This window comes from Haladaptatus paucihalophilus DX253 (assembly GCF_000376445.1).
Taxonomy (GTDB): Archaea; Halobacteriota; Halobacteria; order Halobacteriales; family Haladaptataceae; genus Haladaptatus; species Haladaptatus paucihalophilus.
Map to the genome: position 1 here is coordinate 2,628,990 of NZ_AQXI01000001.1, position 13,075 is coordinate 2,642,064.

At 62.2% G+C, this 13,075-nt stretch carries 15 protein-coding genes; 8 read left to right on the plus strand and 7 right to left on the minus strand.

The window, feature by feature from the left end; translation table 11 throughout:
- The first annotated feature begins 100 nt into the window (after positions 1-100).
- The 3 genes from B208_RS0114600 to B208_RS0114610 are packed head-to-tail and all read left to right on the plus strand — an operon-like array spanning position 101 to position 2,222.
- Positions 101-472, plus strand: coding sequence for a DUF7471 family protein (locus B208_RS0114600; RefSeq protein ID WP_007982420.1), 372 nt, complete (start codon positions 101-103; stop codon positions 470-472).
- A 33-nt stretch (positions 473-505) separates the two neighbouring features.
- Complete coding sequence (locus tag B208_RS0114605; RefSeq protein WP_007982422.1) at positions 506-1,018, plus strand: winged helix-turn-helix transcriptional regulator; 513 nt, start codon at positions 506-508, stop codon at positions 1,016-1,018.
- Positions 1,019-1,052: 34 nt separating this feature from the next.
- Entirely contained in the window at positions 1,053-2,222 is a 1,170-nt protein-coding gene (locus B208_RS0114610) for an NAD(P)/FAD-dependent oxidoreductase (protein ID WP_007982424.1), read from the plus strand.
- 32 nt (positions 2,223-2,254) lie between these two features.
- Here the strand turns inward: B208_RS0114610 and B208_RS0114615 are convergent, their stop codons facing one another.
- The 3 genes from B208_RS0114615 to ubaA form a co-directional block, all read right to left on the minus strand.
- Positions 2,255-3,373, minus strand: a complete 1,119-nt coding sequence (locus B208_RS0114615; protein ID WP_007982425.1) for a VIT1/CCC1 transporter family protein — start codon at positions 3,371-3,373, stop codon at positions 2,255-2,257.
- 37 nt (positions 3,374-3,410) lie between these two features.
- The gene (locus tag B208_RS0114620; protein WP_007982426.1) at positions 3,411-3,980 is read right to left on the minus strand and encodes a DoxX family protein; all 570 of its coding nucleotides are present in this window, start codon (positions 3,978-3,980) and stop codon (positions 3,411-3,413) included.
- 176 nt (positions 3,981-4,156) lie between these two features.
- A complete protein-coding gene (gene ubaA / locus B208_RS0114625) occupies positions 4,157-4,975 on the minus strand; it encodes an SAMP-activating enzyme E1 (protein ID WP_007982427.1) in 819 nt (272 codons plus the stop codon).
- Between the two features lie 92 nt (positions 4,976-5,067).
- Between ubaA and B208_RS0114630 the strand changes: the two genes are divergently transcribed.
- A complete protein-coding gene (locus B208_RS0114630; RefSeq protein WP_018128950.1) occupies positions 5,068-5,883 on the plus strand; it encodes a CPBP family intramembrane glutamic endopeptidase in 816 nt (271 codons plus the stop codon).
- Between the two features lie 58 nt (positions 5,884-5,941).
- Positions 5,942-6,958 carry an NADP-dependent oxidoreductase gene (locus B208_RS0114635; protein ID WP_007982429.1) on the plus strand — a complete coding sequence of 339 codons (1,017 nt, stop codon included), beginning with the start codon at positions 5,942-5,944 and terminating at the stop codon, positions 6,956-6,958.
- Positions 6,959-7,182: 224 nt separating this feature from the next.
- On the opposite strand, the gene B208_RS0114640 is transcribed toward B208_RS0114635, so the two are convergent.
- Both B208_RS0114640 and B208_RS0114645 read right to left on the minus strand, forming a co-directional pair.
- Entirely contained in the window at positions 7,183-7,818 is a 636-nt protein-coding gene (locus B208_RS0114640) for a TMEM175 family protein (protein ID WP_232423806.1), read from the minus strand.
- A 169-nt stretch (positions 7,819-7,987) separates the two neighbouring features.
- On the minus strand, positions 7,988-8,578 hold the full coding sequence (locus B208_RS0114645) for a 50S ribosomal protein L15e (RefSeq protein ID WP_007982431.1): 591 nt from the start codon (positions 8,576-8,578) through the stop codon (positions 7,988-7,990).
- A 205-nt stretch (positions 8,579-8,783) separates the two neighbouring features.
- Between B208_RS0114645 and B208_RS0114650 the strand changes: the two genes are divergently transcribed.
- Entirely contained in the window at positions 8,784-9,485 is a 702-nt protein-coding gene (locus B208_RS0114650; protein ID WP_007982432.1) for a DUF7504 family protein, read from the plus strand.
- Positions 9,486-9,513: 28 nt separating this feature from the next.
- Complete coding sequence (locus tag B208_RS0114655; protein WP_007982433.1) at positions 9,514-11,619, plus strand: hypothetical protein; 2,106 nt, start codon at positions 9,514-9,516, stop codon at positions 11,617-11,619.
- Positions 11,620-11,623: 4 nt separating this feature from the next.
- Here B208_RS0114655 and B208_RS25210 read toward each other — a convergent pair whose 3' ends face one another.
- Positions 11,624-11,758, minus strand: a complete 135-nt coding sequence (locus B208_RS25210) for a DUF7503 family protein (protein ID WP_449404116.1) — start codon at positions 11,756-11,758, stop codon at positions 11,624-11,626.
- 221 nt (positions 11,759-11,979) lie between these two features.
- On the opposite strand from B208_RS25210, the gene B208_RS23355 reads away from it, so the two are divergent.
- A complete protein-coding gene (locus B208_RS23355) occupies positions 11,980-12,126 on the plus strand; it encodes a DUF1328 domain-containing protein (protein ID WP_026177864.1) in 147 nt (48 codons plus the stop codon).
- Here B208_RS23355 and B208_RS0114665 read toward each other — a convergent pair.
- Complete coding sequence (locus tag B208_RS0114665; protein ID WP_007982435.1) at positions 12,123-13,040, minus strand: serine/threonine-protein kinase RIO2; 918 nt, start codon at positions 13,038-13,040, stop codon at positions 12,123-12,125. The two genes, B208_RS23355 and B208_RS0114665, sit on opposite strands and share 4 nt — an antisense overlap.
- Positions 13,041-13,075 lie beyond the last annotated feature (35 nt).

Here is a 13,075-nt window from a genome sequence, read left to right on the forward strand (position 1 = left end):
CTCGTGACTTCGTTCCGCCATTGCCTTTCTTCGATCGTCTCGCCAGACCACATACCGGAACCGAACGCCTCAGGTACGTCGAGCACGAAATTCGTGACAGATGGCACCCGCACTGTACCCGCTCCACGCCGTCGCCTCCTCCGGGGGGCTCGCACTCCACGTCGTGTTGGCGGTGGCGGCGGTCGGGTCCGCGGCCGTCTTCCTGCTGGCGCTGGCGGCGTTTCGACAGCGGCGGACGCTCCCGTATCTGCTGGTGGCACTCGCGTTCGCGGCGCTCGCGGGCCGCGAACTCGTCGGCGGGATGACGGCGGCGAACTACCTCTCCGCGAACGCCCACCACCTGTACGAACACGCGCTCGACATCGTCGTCATCGCCCTCCTCATCGGTGCGGTGTACTACGCCAGAAGCGTCGAAACGCGGCGACTGACCCACGACGACGAAACGGTGCCGACGGAAGACGATGACGACTGACCCACGACGACGAAACGACAACCACTGAAAACGATGACCGAGACACGAACACGGATAGCCCAATGCGTCGATTCCCGTCCGGGAATTCACTTCAACGACCTCGTGCGGGAGTCGGAAATCGCGCCCGGACAGGTACAGTATCACATCCGAGCGTTGCTGACCGAGGGTCGCCTCGTGAGCGAACAGCTCTACGGCAAAACCCACTACTACACCCCCGAGTACGACGAGTGGGAGCGGGCGGCGCTCGCCCTGCTCCGCCGCGAAACCGCCCGCGACGTGCTCGTCACGCTCTTGGAGCGCGGAACCGCCCGCCCCGGGACGCTAGCCGACGACCTCGGAATCGCCCGGAGCACGCTCGAATGGCACGTCTCGCACCTCGAAGAGCAGGACCTCGTGGAGAAACGCCACGACGTTCGAAATCGGGTGACGCTCGCGCCGACGCGACCCGAGGAGACGGCCCACCTGCTGGCGGCCGTCACGCCGTCGTTCCCCGAGCGGATGGTGGACCGCTTCACCCGCCTGGTGGACGGATTGCTGGCTGAGTAGCTTTTTTCGCACGCCGAATCGTATCGGAGACGATATGCGACGTCGGAGATCTATCGCGGTCGTCGGCGGTGCGGTCGGCGGCCTCGCGGCCGCCACCGAATTCCGGCGACTCGGCGACGACGTGACCCTCTACGAGCGTCAGCGGTACGACGAAAAACGGGTCAACTGCGGCGAGGCGATGACGGCCGCCTCGGGAATCCCGCTCGAAAAGACCGCCGAAAACGGGTTTTTGAACCCCGTCCCGTCGTTTCGAGTGGCGGTTCGGGGAGACGAGACGGTCATCGGCAGCGGCACGTTTCCCGCACGGGACGCCTACATCACCGACCGAAATCTGGTCGAGCGACGGTGGGCGGCGTGGCTGGCCGACCGGGGCGTCGATGTCCGGGCAAACCACGGCGTGAGCAAGGCAGAATTTCGCCGTCTCGGGGGCGAGTACGACCTGTTGGTGGACGCTACGGGTCAGCCGTCGCTCACGAGCAAGGTTCGCGCGGCGACCGACGAGTACGCCGGTCGGATGGTCGCGCTCAACGCCGACGTGACGGGCGACTTTTCCGCCCTCTTCCCCCATTCACGCATCGTTTTCGAGGGGTATCTGGGCTACGAGTGGCTGTTCCCGAAGACCGAAACGCGGGCCAACGTCGGCGTCGGATGGCACGAGGGCGACGTTCCGGACGACTACTTCGCCGCGTTCCGCGCCGCGTGCGAGCGCAACGACTGGCCGAAACCGGACCGGAGCCGAACGAACGTCGCCGTCATCCCGCGCGGGCCGAGTTTGGACCCGGCGCGAATCTATCGCCCGGAGAACAACGTCGTTCGCGTCGGCGACGCCGCCGGAATCGCAAATCGCTTCACGGGAAAAGGCATCTCACAGGCGATTCACTCAGCGTCCCTGCTCGCGGAGTGCGTTGCGGCGGGAGAACTGGACGAGTACCCCGACCGCCTCCATCGAGGTATGCGAGCCGAATACCTCCTCTCGTCGCTCGTAACGACCGTTCTGGACGAGGGTCGAACCGACCTGTTGGCCGACCTGCTCTCGGCCGCCTCCGGCATCGACATCGAAGCTATCGACAGGAAGCCCTACCGGGCGCTGATTCGTCTTCTCTCCCACCCGTCGCTTGCGGGCCGTCTGCTGTCGATTTCCGCCGTCCGAACGTCTGTGTGGCGGGCGCTCCGCGACGACTGGGAGTACGACCGGACGAACTGAGTTCCCGAGTTCAGTGTACTCGTTCCCCACCGTCACCCGGCGATGGTCACGCCGATGAGCCGACCCACGCCGAACGTCAGGGCCGCCGCCGCGAGTCCGATGAGGACCTGCCGTCCGCCGGAGTACAGGACGCTTCGTCCGGTGAGAAGCGTGATTCCCGCGCCGATGACGAACAGCGCGAGCGCGCTGGCGAGGAGGCTCACGCCGACTGCGGTGAGTCCGGCGAAGGCGGCGAACGGCGCGACCGGAACGACCGCGCCGAGCGCGAACAGGACGAACGACGACCCCGCGGCTTCCCACGCCGACCCGCCGAGTCCCTCCGGGTCGATGCCCAGTTCCTCCCGCGCGAGCGTGTCGAGCGCCGTCTCACGGTCCGAGACGATTTGAGCGGCGAGTTCGTCGGCCTGCTCCTCCGACAGCCCTTTCGCCCGATAGATGAGGGCGAGTTCGGTCTCCTCTTCCTCCGGCACCTCCGCGAGCTCGTCGGCTTCGACGGCGATCTGCCGCTGGAATAGCTCCCGCGAACTCTGAACGGAGAGCCACTCGCCCATCGCCATCGAACCTGCGCCCGCCAGCAACCCCGCGAGTCCGGTGATGAGTATCGAGTTCGGGGACAGCGCCGCCCCCGCGACGCCCATCACCAGACTCAGGTTCGAGACGAGTCCGTCGTTCGCGCCGAGGACGGCGGCCCGAAGCGCGTTTCCGCTGGTCGCCCGATGCCTGCCTTCGAGTCGCGCCAGCGTCCCGCCCTCGACGCCGTTCGGCGTGTCCAGTTGGGAGAGGAGTCGAGCGTGCGACCGCTCGTCGTCCGCGAGCGTCGTCCCCGCGTCGGCTTGTGCCGCGTACGCCGCGCTCCCGCCGATTTCGCTCCCACGAACCGCCGGGAGGACGAACGCCGCGCCGAACCGCCGCGCCAGCCACGCGAGGGTTCGCGCGCGACGGCTCGGCGTCGGCTCGCCGACCGGCTCGTCGGCGTCGTCCAGCTTCGTCGCCCAGAAATCCGCGTGTTCGGCTTCCGTCGCCGCCAAGTTTTCGTACAGTTCTGCCAGCTCCGGATTCGACTCCGATTCGGCCATCGCCCGGTAGAGCGCCGCGCCGTCCACCTCGTCCTGCCAGTTGTCCCGCCAGCGTTCCACGTCCCCTGATTGCATAACTACTGTATCGACGGTATCCGCGAAAAAAGCGTGCTTAGCCGAGGATGTATCGCAGGGCGGGGTAGCGTTCGACCAGCGCCTTGCCGCCGACCTCGTACCGCTCGATGAGCGCGTCCAATCCGAGGATGTGGCCCGCGCCGAACGCCGCGACGGCGAGGAAGACGAGCATGTACGCGAAGTCGCCGTTGATGATACCGTGTTCGACCGTCCAGTTGCCGAAGTAGAACATCGCCATCATGAACGCGCCGAAGAACGCCGCGAGGCGGACGAACGCGCCGACGATGAGGGCGAGGCCGATGAAGAACTCACCGAACGGGACGGCCACGTTCACGAAGTCCACGAACCACGGCGTGGTGCCCATCCAGTGGAACACGCCGAGCATCGGGCTGGTTTTCGGCACCGCGTGCAGGAGGTATCCCGCCGCATCGAACGGTTCCGCCGCGGCGATCTTCGCCCACCCGGCGTGGAGGAACGCGTAGCCCATCATGAGCCGAAGCGCCAATACGAACCACGCGCTCAGGCTGTGTGCCTGTCCGCGAACGGTCAGTCCCCCGATTTTGCTTTCGAACGTGTTTGCACCGGTGTTGATTTCGTTAGTTGCCATTGTCTTCACCTACAAATGAAGAGACGACCGCTTGGAGCATATAGCCGATTCCTATTTCCCACGGCCTGAGAACTCTTTTTTCACACTTCTGTTTTAGGATGAATAACCAGTGCTGTCACGTGACACTTGAGGAAGGGAAACCGGGCAACGGATTGGGAACGGAATCGGAACGGGTGTCAGTCGGCCCGCACCGCACACGACGATTCGGTGTACTCCACGTCCTCGATGGAGTCGATGGGGTCCTCGCCACAGACGGGGCAGTCGGGATTGCGCCGATATTCGACCTCTTCGAAGCTCATGTCCATCGCGTCGTAAAACAGCATCCGGCCCTCAAGCACCTCTCCGACTCCGATGATGGATTTGACCGTCTCGGTGGCCTGAATACAGCCGACGGTTCCGGGGAGGACGCCGAGCACGCCCGTCGTCGCACAGTCGGCGACCATTCCCTCCGGCGGTGCTTCCGGGAAGAGACAGCGATAGCACGGCCCGTCGGTCGTGAACGTCGTCACCTGTCCCTCGAACTTGTAAATCGCACCGTGGGAAAACGGCGTGCCGGAGAGGGTACACACGTCGTTGACGAGGTACCGAGTTCGGAAGTTGTCGCTCGCGTCAACGACGAAATCGTACTCCGCGACGAGCGACGCCGCGTTGTCGGGTTCGACGCGGACCGCGTGCGTTTCGACGTCGATGTCGGGATTCAGTTCCCGAACGAAGTCGGCGGCGCTCTCGACTTTCGGACGCCCCACGTCGTCGTCGCCGTGAATCACCTGTCGCTGGAGGTTGCTCCGTTCGACGGCATCGTCGTCGGCGATACCGATGGTGCCGACGCCCGCCGCCGCGAGGTATTCGATGACCGGTGCGCCGAGACCGCCAGCGCCGATGACGAGAACGCGGGCGTCGAGGAGCGCCTGTTGGCCCTCTGCCCCCACCTCGTCCATGATGATGTGCCGGGAGTAGCGGTCGAGCTGTGTCGCGTCGAGCGAAAGGCCGCTCATGGTTTTCAGTAGGCGCATCGAGCTATAAATCCGTGGTTCGACCCGCCGGACGACTCGAACCCTTTTTCGCCTTCGGGCGCGCGCCGAGTCGTATGCACACCCCCGGGTCGACGACGGAGCGAACGCGACGGCGTTCGTTCCTCGAAGGGGCCCTCGTGACGTTCCTCCTCGGGCTTCCCGGAATCGTGGCGGTCGGCGCGTCGTTGCTGGACGAACTCCGAGCCCTCCCACAGTTCGCCGACACACCGACTCCCTCCCTCTTTTTCGTCGGTATCGCACAACCTCTCGTCCTGCTCGCGCTCGCCTGTCTCGTCGGGACGGCGCTCGCACCGCGCGTGAAGCTACATTCGCACGTCCTCTACCGACTCGTCGGGCGGACGCAGCCGCCGGTCCTGTTCGCCGAGGAACTCCCCGGGGCGGTCGGCGTCGGTGTCGCCCTCGCCGTCACCGTGCTCGCCCTCGACGGTGCGCTCGCGGTGGTCGCGCCCGACCTCCCGTCGCTCGGCGTTGCAGGAGGGGTCCACTCGACCGTCTTCTCGGTCATCGCAACCGTCCCCACCAGGTTCCTCTACGGGGGAATCACCGAAGAGTTGCTCGTGCGATACGGCTTCATGACGCTCGTCGTGTGGCTGGTCTGGAAACTCGTCGGCGGCGACCGACCGTCCTCGGGCGTCATGTGGACGGCCGTCGTCGTCTCCGCGCTCGCCTTCGGGGCCGGACACCTTCCCGTGCTCTCGACGTCCCCGGCGTTCACGCCCGCGTTGGGCGCGCTTGCCGTCTCCCTCAACGCGCTCGTCGGCGTCGGCTTGGGGTGGCTCTACTGGCAGGGGAGCCTCGAATCGGCGATGGTCGGTCACGTCACCTTCCACGTCGTGGTCGTCCTCGTGTCACTCGGTACCGTCCTGTAAGCGGCAAAGGCGGCTTCCGCCACAGCCCCCTTATCCGTGCGCGTAGTATTTGTTCAGCATGGCGACGAATCGAAAATTCCTGCTGTCGAAGCGCCCGAGCGGAACGCCCGACCGAGACACCTTCGAGTTAGTCGAAGAAGACGTCCCGGAACCGGGGCCGGGCGAGGCGCTCGTCCGAACGCTGTACCTCTCCGTGGACCCGTACATGCGCGGTCGGATGGACGCCGGAGAGTCCTACGCCGAACCGTGGGAGGTCGGCGAGCCGCTGGAGGGCGGCGTCGTCGGCGAAGTCGTCGAATCCAACGGCGCTGGCTTCGAGGCTGGCGACATCGTGACCGGAAACCTCGAATGGGCCGACTACGTTACCGCCCTCGGTCCGGAACTCCAGCAGGTCAACCCCGACCTCGCACCCATCTCCACCTCGCTCGGCGTCCTCGGAATGCCGGGGCTGACCGGCTACTTCGGCACCCGCGAAGTCCTCCAACCGCGCGCTGGTGATACTGTCGTCGTCACCGGTGCGGCGGGGGCTGTCGGCTCCGTCGTCGGCCAGATTTCGAAACTCACCGGCGCCAAAGTCGTCGGCTTCGCCGGGTCCGACGAGAAGGTCTCCTTCCTCGAAGACGACCTCGGCTTCGACGTCGGAATCAACTACAAGGACGTGGACGACTACGGCGCGGTGCTCGACGACGCCGCACCCGAGGGCGTTGACCGCTACTTCGATAACGTCGGTGGCGAAATCACGGATGCGGTCTTCTCGAAACTCAACGTCGATGCCCGCGTCGCCGTGTGCGGTCAAATCGCGCTCTACAACGCCGAGTCGATGCCCACCGGACCGCGCAAACTCGGCAAACTCATCGAGACGCGCGCGACGGTCGAGGGCCTCCTCGTCGGCGACTTCGCGCCGCGCTTTGCGGAGGGTGCGAAACAACTCGGCCAGTGGATATCCGAGGGTAAAATTCAGTACCGCGAAACCGTCACCGAGGGGCTGGAGAACGCCCCCAACGCCTTCCTCGGCCTGTTCGAGGGCGAGAACATCGGCAAGCAGTTGGTGAAGGTCGGCGAACCCGAAGAGTAATCGAGTAGTCCGGTTTTCGACGGTTATCTTTTCTCTCGCGCTGCCTCGACCCGTGAGCGTAGCGCGAAGTCTTACGGTTCGCTATCGGACGACCGTCGCCGACCGAACGGTCAGCGTCCGTCGGCGACGCGAACCATTTCATATCGCAAAATACGATTCATTCGAGTGGTTTTCCAATGGGTCGAACCAGTTTCACATCTCTCGTACCCTCAGATTTCACCGTTTCACCCCCGAGCGGTTTCTCCTCCGAGCAACCGCTCCCTCGCGGAATCGGCGAACAAGAGGAGCACCCACGAGTACATCGCCAGTTGTGCGCTCACGAAGGACACCAGAATCGACCCGGCGAAGACGACGGCGGGCGTGAGAATACTGGCGGTGACGTCGCGCACTTTCTCGCCGTCGACCGTGCCGTCGAGCAGGTCGTACGTCCACGCGTATCGCCAGAGAACGGCGAGGACGATGCTCGTCAGCGTGAGCGTTCCGGCGTAGACGATGACGGGAAAGCGTCCCGGAACGTCGCCGAGCAACGAGGTGGAAAAGGGAATGAACGCGATGAACATGAGATAGACGACGTTCAACCAGAGGAACCGTCGGTCGTAGCTATCGACGTCCTCGAAGATGCTGTGGTGAACGATCCAGTAGTTGCCGATGACGAGAAAGCTGATGACGTAGCTCAACACGTCCGGCCACTCGCGTATCACCTGTGCGACCGCGACCGCCGCCGAAGCAGTCGATTCGGGCACCTCGATGTTCAGTATCAACAACGTGATGGCGATTGCGAAGACGCCGTCGCTGAATCCCGCCAATCGGGCCATCCCCTCCGTCCCCGTTGCCTGACCCTCCGCTTCGGACTCCCCCATCGCGTACGACGAACGGTCGCCGAGGTGATAATCGTTGAGATGAGTCTGGGCGATTCGACCCTCGTTTTCCCATCCGTCGTCTCCGCTCCGACTCGTCAATCGCTAGCAATCGCTGGCGGGTCGTCGCACCGATACAATAAATTCGAGTTCCGAACCGCGAACGGCGGTGTTACTTGCCGCGGCCCTTGCCGCTGGTGTTGCTCGGACGGGTGTGTTCGGTACCCTTGCCGCGCTGTTGGAGACCGCGGTTTCGCTGTCCTGCACTCGTGAGGCCACGTTGTGCGCGGCCGCGGTGCGAGTCGTCACAAATCCAGTTGAGGTCCGAGTCGTTCTGGATGGCGGGATGTTCGGGGTCCACCAGAATCACTTCGTGCCACTTCTGGCTGCCGTCCTCGCCGACCCAGTAGGAGTTGAGGACGCGAAGGTTCGGGTACTTCTTGCTGACGCGCTCTTCCGCGATGCGCTGGATGTTCTTCCGCCGTCCGAGGCGGTTGACACCCTGACGCTTGGAACGGCGTCCGGCCTTGTGTCGCTGTTTGCGTGCGCCACCTTTGCGGACACTTGCGCGTGCGACGACGACGCCCTGCTTGGCCTTGTAGCCGAGCGAGCGGGCGCGGTCGAGGCGGGTCGGGCGGTCGATTCGCTCGATGGCACCCTGCTTGCGCCAGTCCTGCTTTCGTTGCCACTGGAGTTCGGCGAGTTTGCCGTCGTCCGGGTCCTTCCATGCGTCCCGAATGTGGGAGTAGAAACTTTTTGCCATGGTCTATCACCACGGGCGTTGAGTGGTTCAGCGTGGAATCGATTCACAATCGACCACGCCACATTCCGTCCTGCAGTTGCAGGTGCCCACTGGTGCCCGTTTCCCAGCGAGTTATCGAACGTTCCCGGTTGGCGGGTTTAAGAGCTTCGTCTTCGCTCGTCACAACCAGAGATGTTTTATCAAATTACGAGGAATACAACGTAAGATGAACGACTGTCGGCCGTTATTCCGGGACGAGGAGGACGTGTACGTGTTCCGGGACCACCTCGAAAGCCTCCGACAGCACGGAAGTAACCTCCTCGTCACCGGCGAAGTGTCACAACGTGTTACGAACCGCGCGTCGCGCACCCTCTTCGGAGATGACATGCACGACCGAAAACGCGTCCTCGCGCTCACGGACGCGGGAATCAACACCGCGAACGAGCATTTCCCGGCGGGCGTTTCGTATGACGATGCCTCCGTCTGGCTCATCGACCGCGGAAACCGTCGCCGCGCCATGCCACAGGCCGCCGCGGGGGTCAGCGAAACCCTCCCGCCGTTGGACGGCCACAACGGTCTCCACGAACTCCGCGAGGAGATAGTGACCGCCGTCGGCTACTACGACGACGCCGCGGAGGGCGTCGCCCCGGCCGAGCTTCGGCTCTGTGTCGATTCGCTGAACTACCTCGTGGACGAACACGACCTGCTCGCGCTCAAGCGATTCCTGCGCTCCATCGGCGCGGTTACCAAGGGCGTTCGCGGAATGGCCCACTACCACCTTCCCGTGCCGGACGACGCCGACATGGTTGCTGAACTGTCGCCTCTATTCGACGCCCGAATCGAACTCCGGCAGCGGGACGGTGACCGTCCCGACCACCGGTGGCACATCCCGTCCCTCGATATGACGACCGCGTGGGTAGACCTATAAGTATCTGGAATCTGAAACACACGAAATCGTGGAGCCACAGTTCGATTCGCTGGACGGACGGTCCGGCGTCGAGATTCGGGACCCCATCGAGAAGGTGCGATTCGAGTTGCACACCCCGAGCGCCGTCGAACCGACGCCAGCAACCGCCGAATCGTTTTACTATCCCGTCGATTCGGCCGTGACCGTCGAGACGGACGAGATAGTCTTCCCGATATTGGGGAGCATTTACGTATACTCGGCCGATGGCGAGTTTCTACAGGATTTCACGCCGAACAGTGACACCGAACTGACGATTGAACCGGGAGAGAAATACTATCAACTCAACGGGACGCCGATAGTCATCTATCTCTCGTTCTCGTCCGCGGTCACGATTCGAAAGTCGGAGACGGAGATACGGCTCTCGTTCGACGGATCGACGGCCGTTCGAATCGGCGCGCGTTCGTATCACGAATCCCCCGAGGGAACCATCACCGTCACCGGGTCGGTTCGGGATACGATGCGCGCGCTCTCGACGTTCGGGTCCGCGCTCAAGATGACGACTCCCGACCGCGCGCATCCGACGCTCCGGGGGCATCCGCCGCTCGTGGAACTGGGCGACGAATTCCACGTTCCGGAGTCCATCGACCCGCCGGACACCGGCGTCCGACTCGAACTGCCCCTGTTGCACGAGAAGGTCTATCCGGCGGCGTCGTTGGCCTACTACCTCGGCGCGGAGGTGGTTCCGACGAGCGGGGTCCCCAAACTGGTCGCTGGTGACTTCGAGTACTCCCTCGAAAGCGACGGCACCTACGAGGGGATCCTGCATCGACTCCTCCGCCAGACCGCGTTTCTCGACTGTCTGGTTCGGACGGAAGGAATCGTCAAGGACGAACTCTACGAACGAAACCAACTGGAACCGCGCCTCGACTGGGACTTCGCGGACGTGTACGACAGTTCGCTCCCCGAGCAGTTGGAGACGTATCTCTCGGTTCCCTTCGAGACGATTTCGGAGTACGTCCCGACGTGGACGCTCACGACGGACGTGACGCCGCTCGAAAAACACGCCGCGGTGTTGCCGTTTCTCGCGTACGACCTCTCCCAGATTCGTTCCGCGCCGCTCCGCTCCTCGAAGCAGTCGATTTCACAGCCACAGATGTTCGACGACTTCTACCGGACGGGATTCACGCGGGGCGAAAAGCGCGAGTTCGAAAGCCCGGACCTTCTTCGGGGGGCGAGCGAGCGAACCGATGCGGGAAAAATCGTTCGACCCGACCCCGTGGAAACGACCGAACACGCGTGGATTGGGGATGGGTTTCCGTTGGGTGCGAACAAGTTGACGGTTGAGACTCTCAAACGCCGGTTCGACTACTCCGCGCCGAACAAATCTGGAATTAGCATTCACGTCGTCTGTAACGACGGGGAGATGAGCGACGAAATCGTGGATGAACTGTACGGGTTTCGTGAACTGGTTGATTATGACATCACCATCGATTACAATCGAACTGTGGCCGAGTTGCGTGAGATAATTGAATCACCCATCGATTTGTTCCACTACGTTGGTCACGTAGACGAAAATGGATTCCTCTGTGTCGATGGTAGTTTGGACGCTCAAACACTCGAGGACGTTGGTATCAAGGCATTCTTTTTGAACGCTTGTTCTTCGTACGAGCAGGGGATGGCATTGATTGGGCGAGGTAGTATGGGTGGTGTGGTTACCCTTGCAGATGTTGCGAATAAGACTGCTACGAGAGTCGGTCGTACGTTTGCAAGTTTGCTAAATAATGGATTTCAATTACGAACAGCTCTGTCAATTGCCCGTAAAGAAACGGTGTCTGGTTACAGATATATCACACTAGGCAACGGTGGACGACCATTGATGCAACCCGAAGGCGGTGTCCCAAGTTGGACATCTGTTTCTGATATGGGTGGTGAAAAATACGATGTTTCAGTTGAAACGTTTCTAGATATACGATGTGGGTTTGGTTCAACATTCACGATGAACGTTCTCGGTACATCTGCACGAAATCTTGTCTCGAATGGTATAGAATTTGAGAAAGTGAGTACGGATAAACTAAAGCAATTCTGGAAATTAGAACGTCAACCCGCAGTTATCGGTGGGCAGGTTTGCTGGAATCCAATCAGACACCTCAATTGATATTTTAAGGGCCGATGTGAACTTCTGGACCCCCTGCCAACACAGGCGTGGTCTGCATCAACAACAGACTGGCCATGAACAAAGCGCCGATCATTCGTGGGTGCTGTGCGAGATACGTGGCGACATCCTGTCGTGCCATACATCCATTATATTCCCTAGCACAGATTAATTTATTTAATCAGTTTAAACAAGATAATTATAATACGAACCCTTGTATTCCATGATAAAATCTCCTCACGGCCACAAATAACATACTGTACTTGCTAATTCAGCCCACGACACGAAGTGACCAGGGGGTCTATGACTGTGCATGTATCTCGCATACAGATACGGCGTCGGCGGGGTGAGTCGCTAATGGCGATTCTCGAACTCGCGATCGCGTTCGCCGTCCTCGCCATCGTTGCTGGAGTTCTCGGCGCGGGTGGCATCGCTGGCATGTCGATGGACATCGCCAAGTGGTTGATAATAGTGTTCCTCGTGTTGGCGGTGGTGTCCTACGTCATTTAAGGCCCGTCGCTCACGTGGTTGCGAACCGAGTCGAACTCTATTTCGGTGATGGCGTCTGCGACCGCGGGGACGTCCACGTCGCCAACGAGTTGCGGGTATTTGCGCTGGAAGTAGCCGACGATGTTGCGAACGTCACGTTCGAGGAACTCCGCCGCGTTCTGGTGGTCGGTCGGAATCGCTTGCGGCCAATCGAAGATGGTGATTCCCTCGCTGTTGACGAACACGTTGTACTCGCTCATGTCCGCGTGGACGTACCCGCCTTCGTAGGCGTCTCCCACCTCGCGGAGCACGAGGTCGAGGACGGGGACGACCTGCTCGTCTTCGAACTTCGAGCGCGCGAGTTCCACGCCGTCTATCTTCTCCATCACGATGGCGTGGCGGTTGTGGTCGATGGGGCGCGGAACGCTCACGTCGGGGTACAGCGCTTCGAGGACATCGTGCTCCCGCTCGGCGGCTTTGCGAGCGGTGTAGAGCCACGAGACGTGCTCCCGGTCGGACGTGTAATCGCGTTCCTTCATCACTTCTCGGAAGTTGGTGTAGCCCTCGCGGTGGTACTTCAACGCGAGCGGCCGGAACGACTGCACTTCGTACACGTCGCTTTCCTTGCCGACGCCGAGCGGCGACCCGACGCCCTGAATCGTATCGCGCTCGGAAAACGCCCGAAGCGCGAGCGCGTCGTACCCCTCGAACGTGAGCGTGTAGCCCTCGTACTGGATGGTCTTGCGTTCGAGCAGCTCGCGGTCGAGACACCGGTCGATTCGATATTCGACCTCCTCCGCGGTCAACCGCGAGAAGCGTGGAATCTTCTCCTTCTGTACCCACTCGCTGAAGCGCATCCCCTGCTCGACGCCCGAGAGGAGATAGAAGTCCTCCGGCTCCAACTCGGCCATCTCGGGTGCGACGTTCCGAACCATCGCGTTCGCCTACTCGTCCGGCGCGTAAGGGGCTT

Coding starts and splice junctions, on each gene's coding strand:
- B208_RS0114600 (WP_007982420.1), top strand. CDS start 101: ATGGCACCCGCACTGTACCCGCTCCACGCCGTCGCCTCCTCCGGGGGG.
- B208_RS0114640 (WP_232423806.1), bottom strand. CDS start 7,818: ATGGGGGAGTCCGAAGCGGAGGGTCAGGCAACGGGGACGGAGGGGATG.
- B208_RS0114615 (WP_007982425.1), bottom strand. CDS start 3,373: ATGCAATCAGGGGACGTGGAACGCTGGCGGGACAACTGGCAGGACGAG.
- B208_RS0114605 (WP_007982422.1), top strand. CDS start 506: ATGACCGAGACACGAACACGGATAGCCCAATGCGTCGATTCCCGTCCG.
- B208_RS0114635 (WP_007982429.1), top strand. CDS start 5,942: ATGGCGACGAATCGAAAATTCCTGCTGTCGAAGCGCCCGAGCGGAACG.
- B208_RS0114645 (WP_007982431.1), bottom strand. CDS start 8,578: ATGGCAAAAAGTTTCTACTCCCACATTCGGGACGCATGGAAGGACCCG.
- B208_RS0114620 (WP_007982426.1), bottom strand. CDS start 3,980: ATGGCAACTAACGAAATCAACACCGGTGCAAACACGTTCGAAAGCAAA.
- B208_RS0114610 (WP_007982424.1), top strand. CDS start 1,053: ATGCGACGTCGGAGATCTATCGCGGTCGTCGGCGGTGCGGTCGGCGGC.
- B208_RS0114665 (WP_007982435.1), bottom strand. CDS start 13,040: ATGGTTCGGAACGTCGCACCCGAGATGGCCGAGTTGGAGCCGGAGGAC.
- B208_RS0114650 (WP_007982432.1), top strand. CDS start 8,784: ATGAACGACTGTCGGCCGTTATTCCGGGACGAGGAGGACGTGTACGTG.
- ubaA (WP_007982427.1), bottom strand. CDS start 4,975: ATGAGCGGCCTTTCGCTCGACGCGACACAGCTCGACCGCTACTCCCGG.
- B208_RS25210 (WP_449404116.1), bottom strand. CDS start 11,758: ATGGCACGACAGGATGTCGCCACGTATCTCGCACAGCACCCACGAATG.
- B208_RS0114630 (WP_018128950.1), top strand. CDS start 5,068: ATGCACACCCCCGGGTCGACGACGGAGCGAACGCGACGGCGTTCGTTC.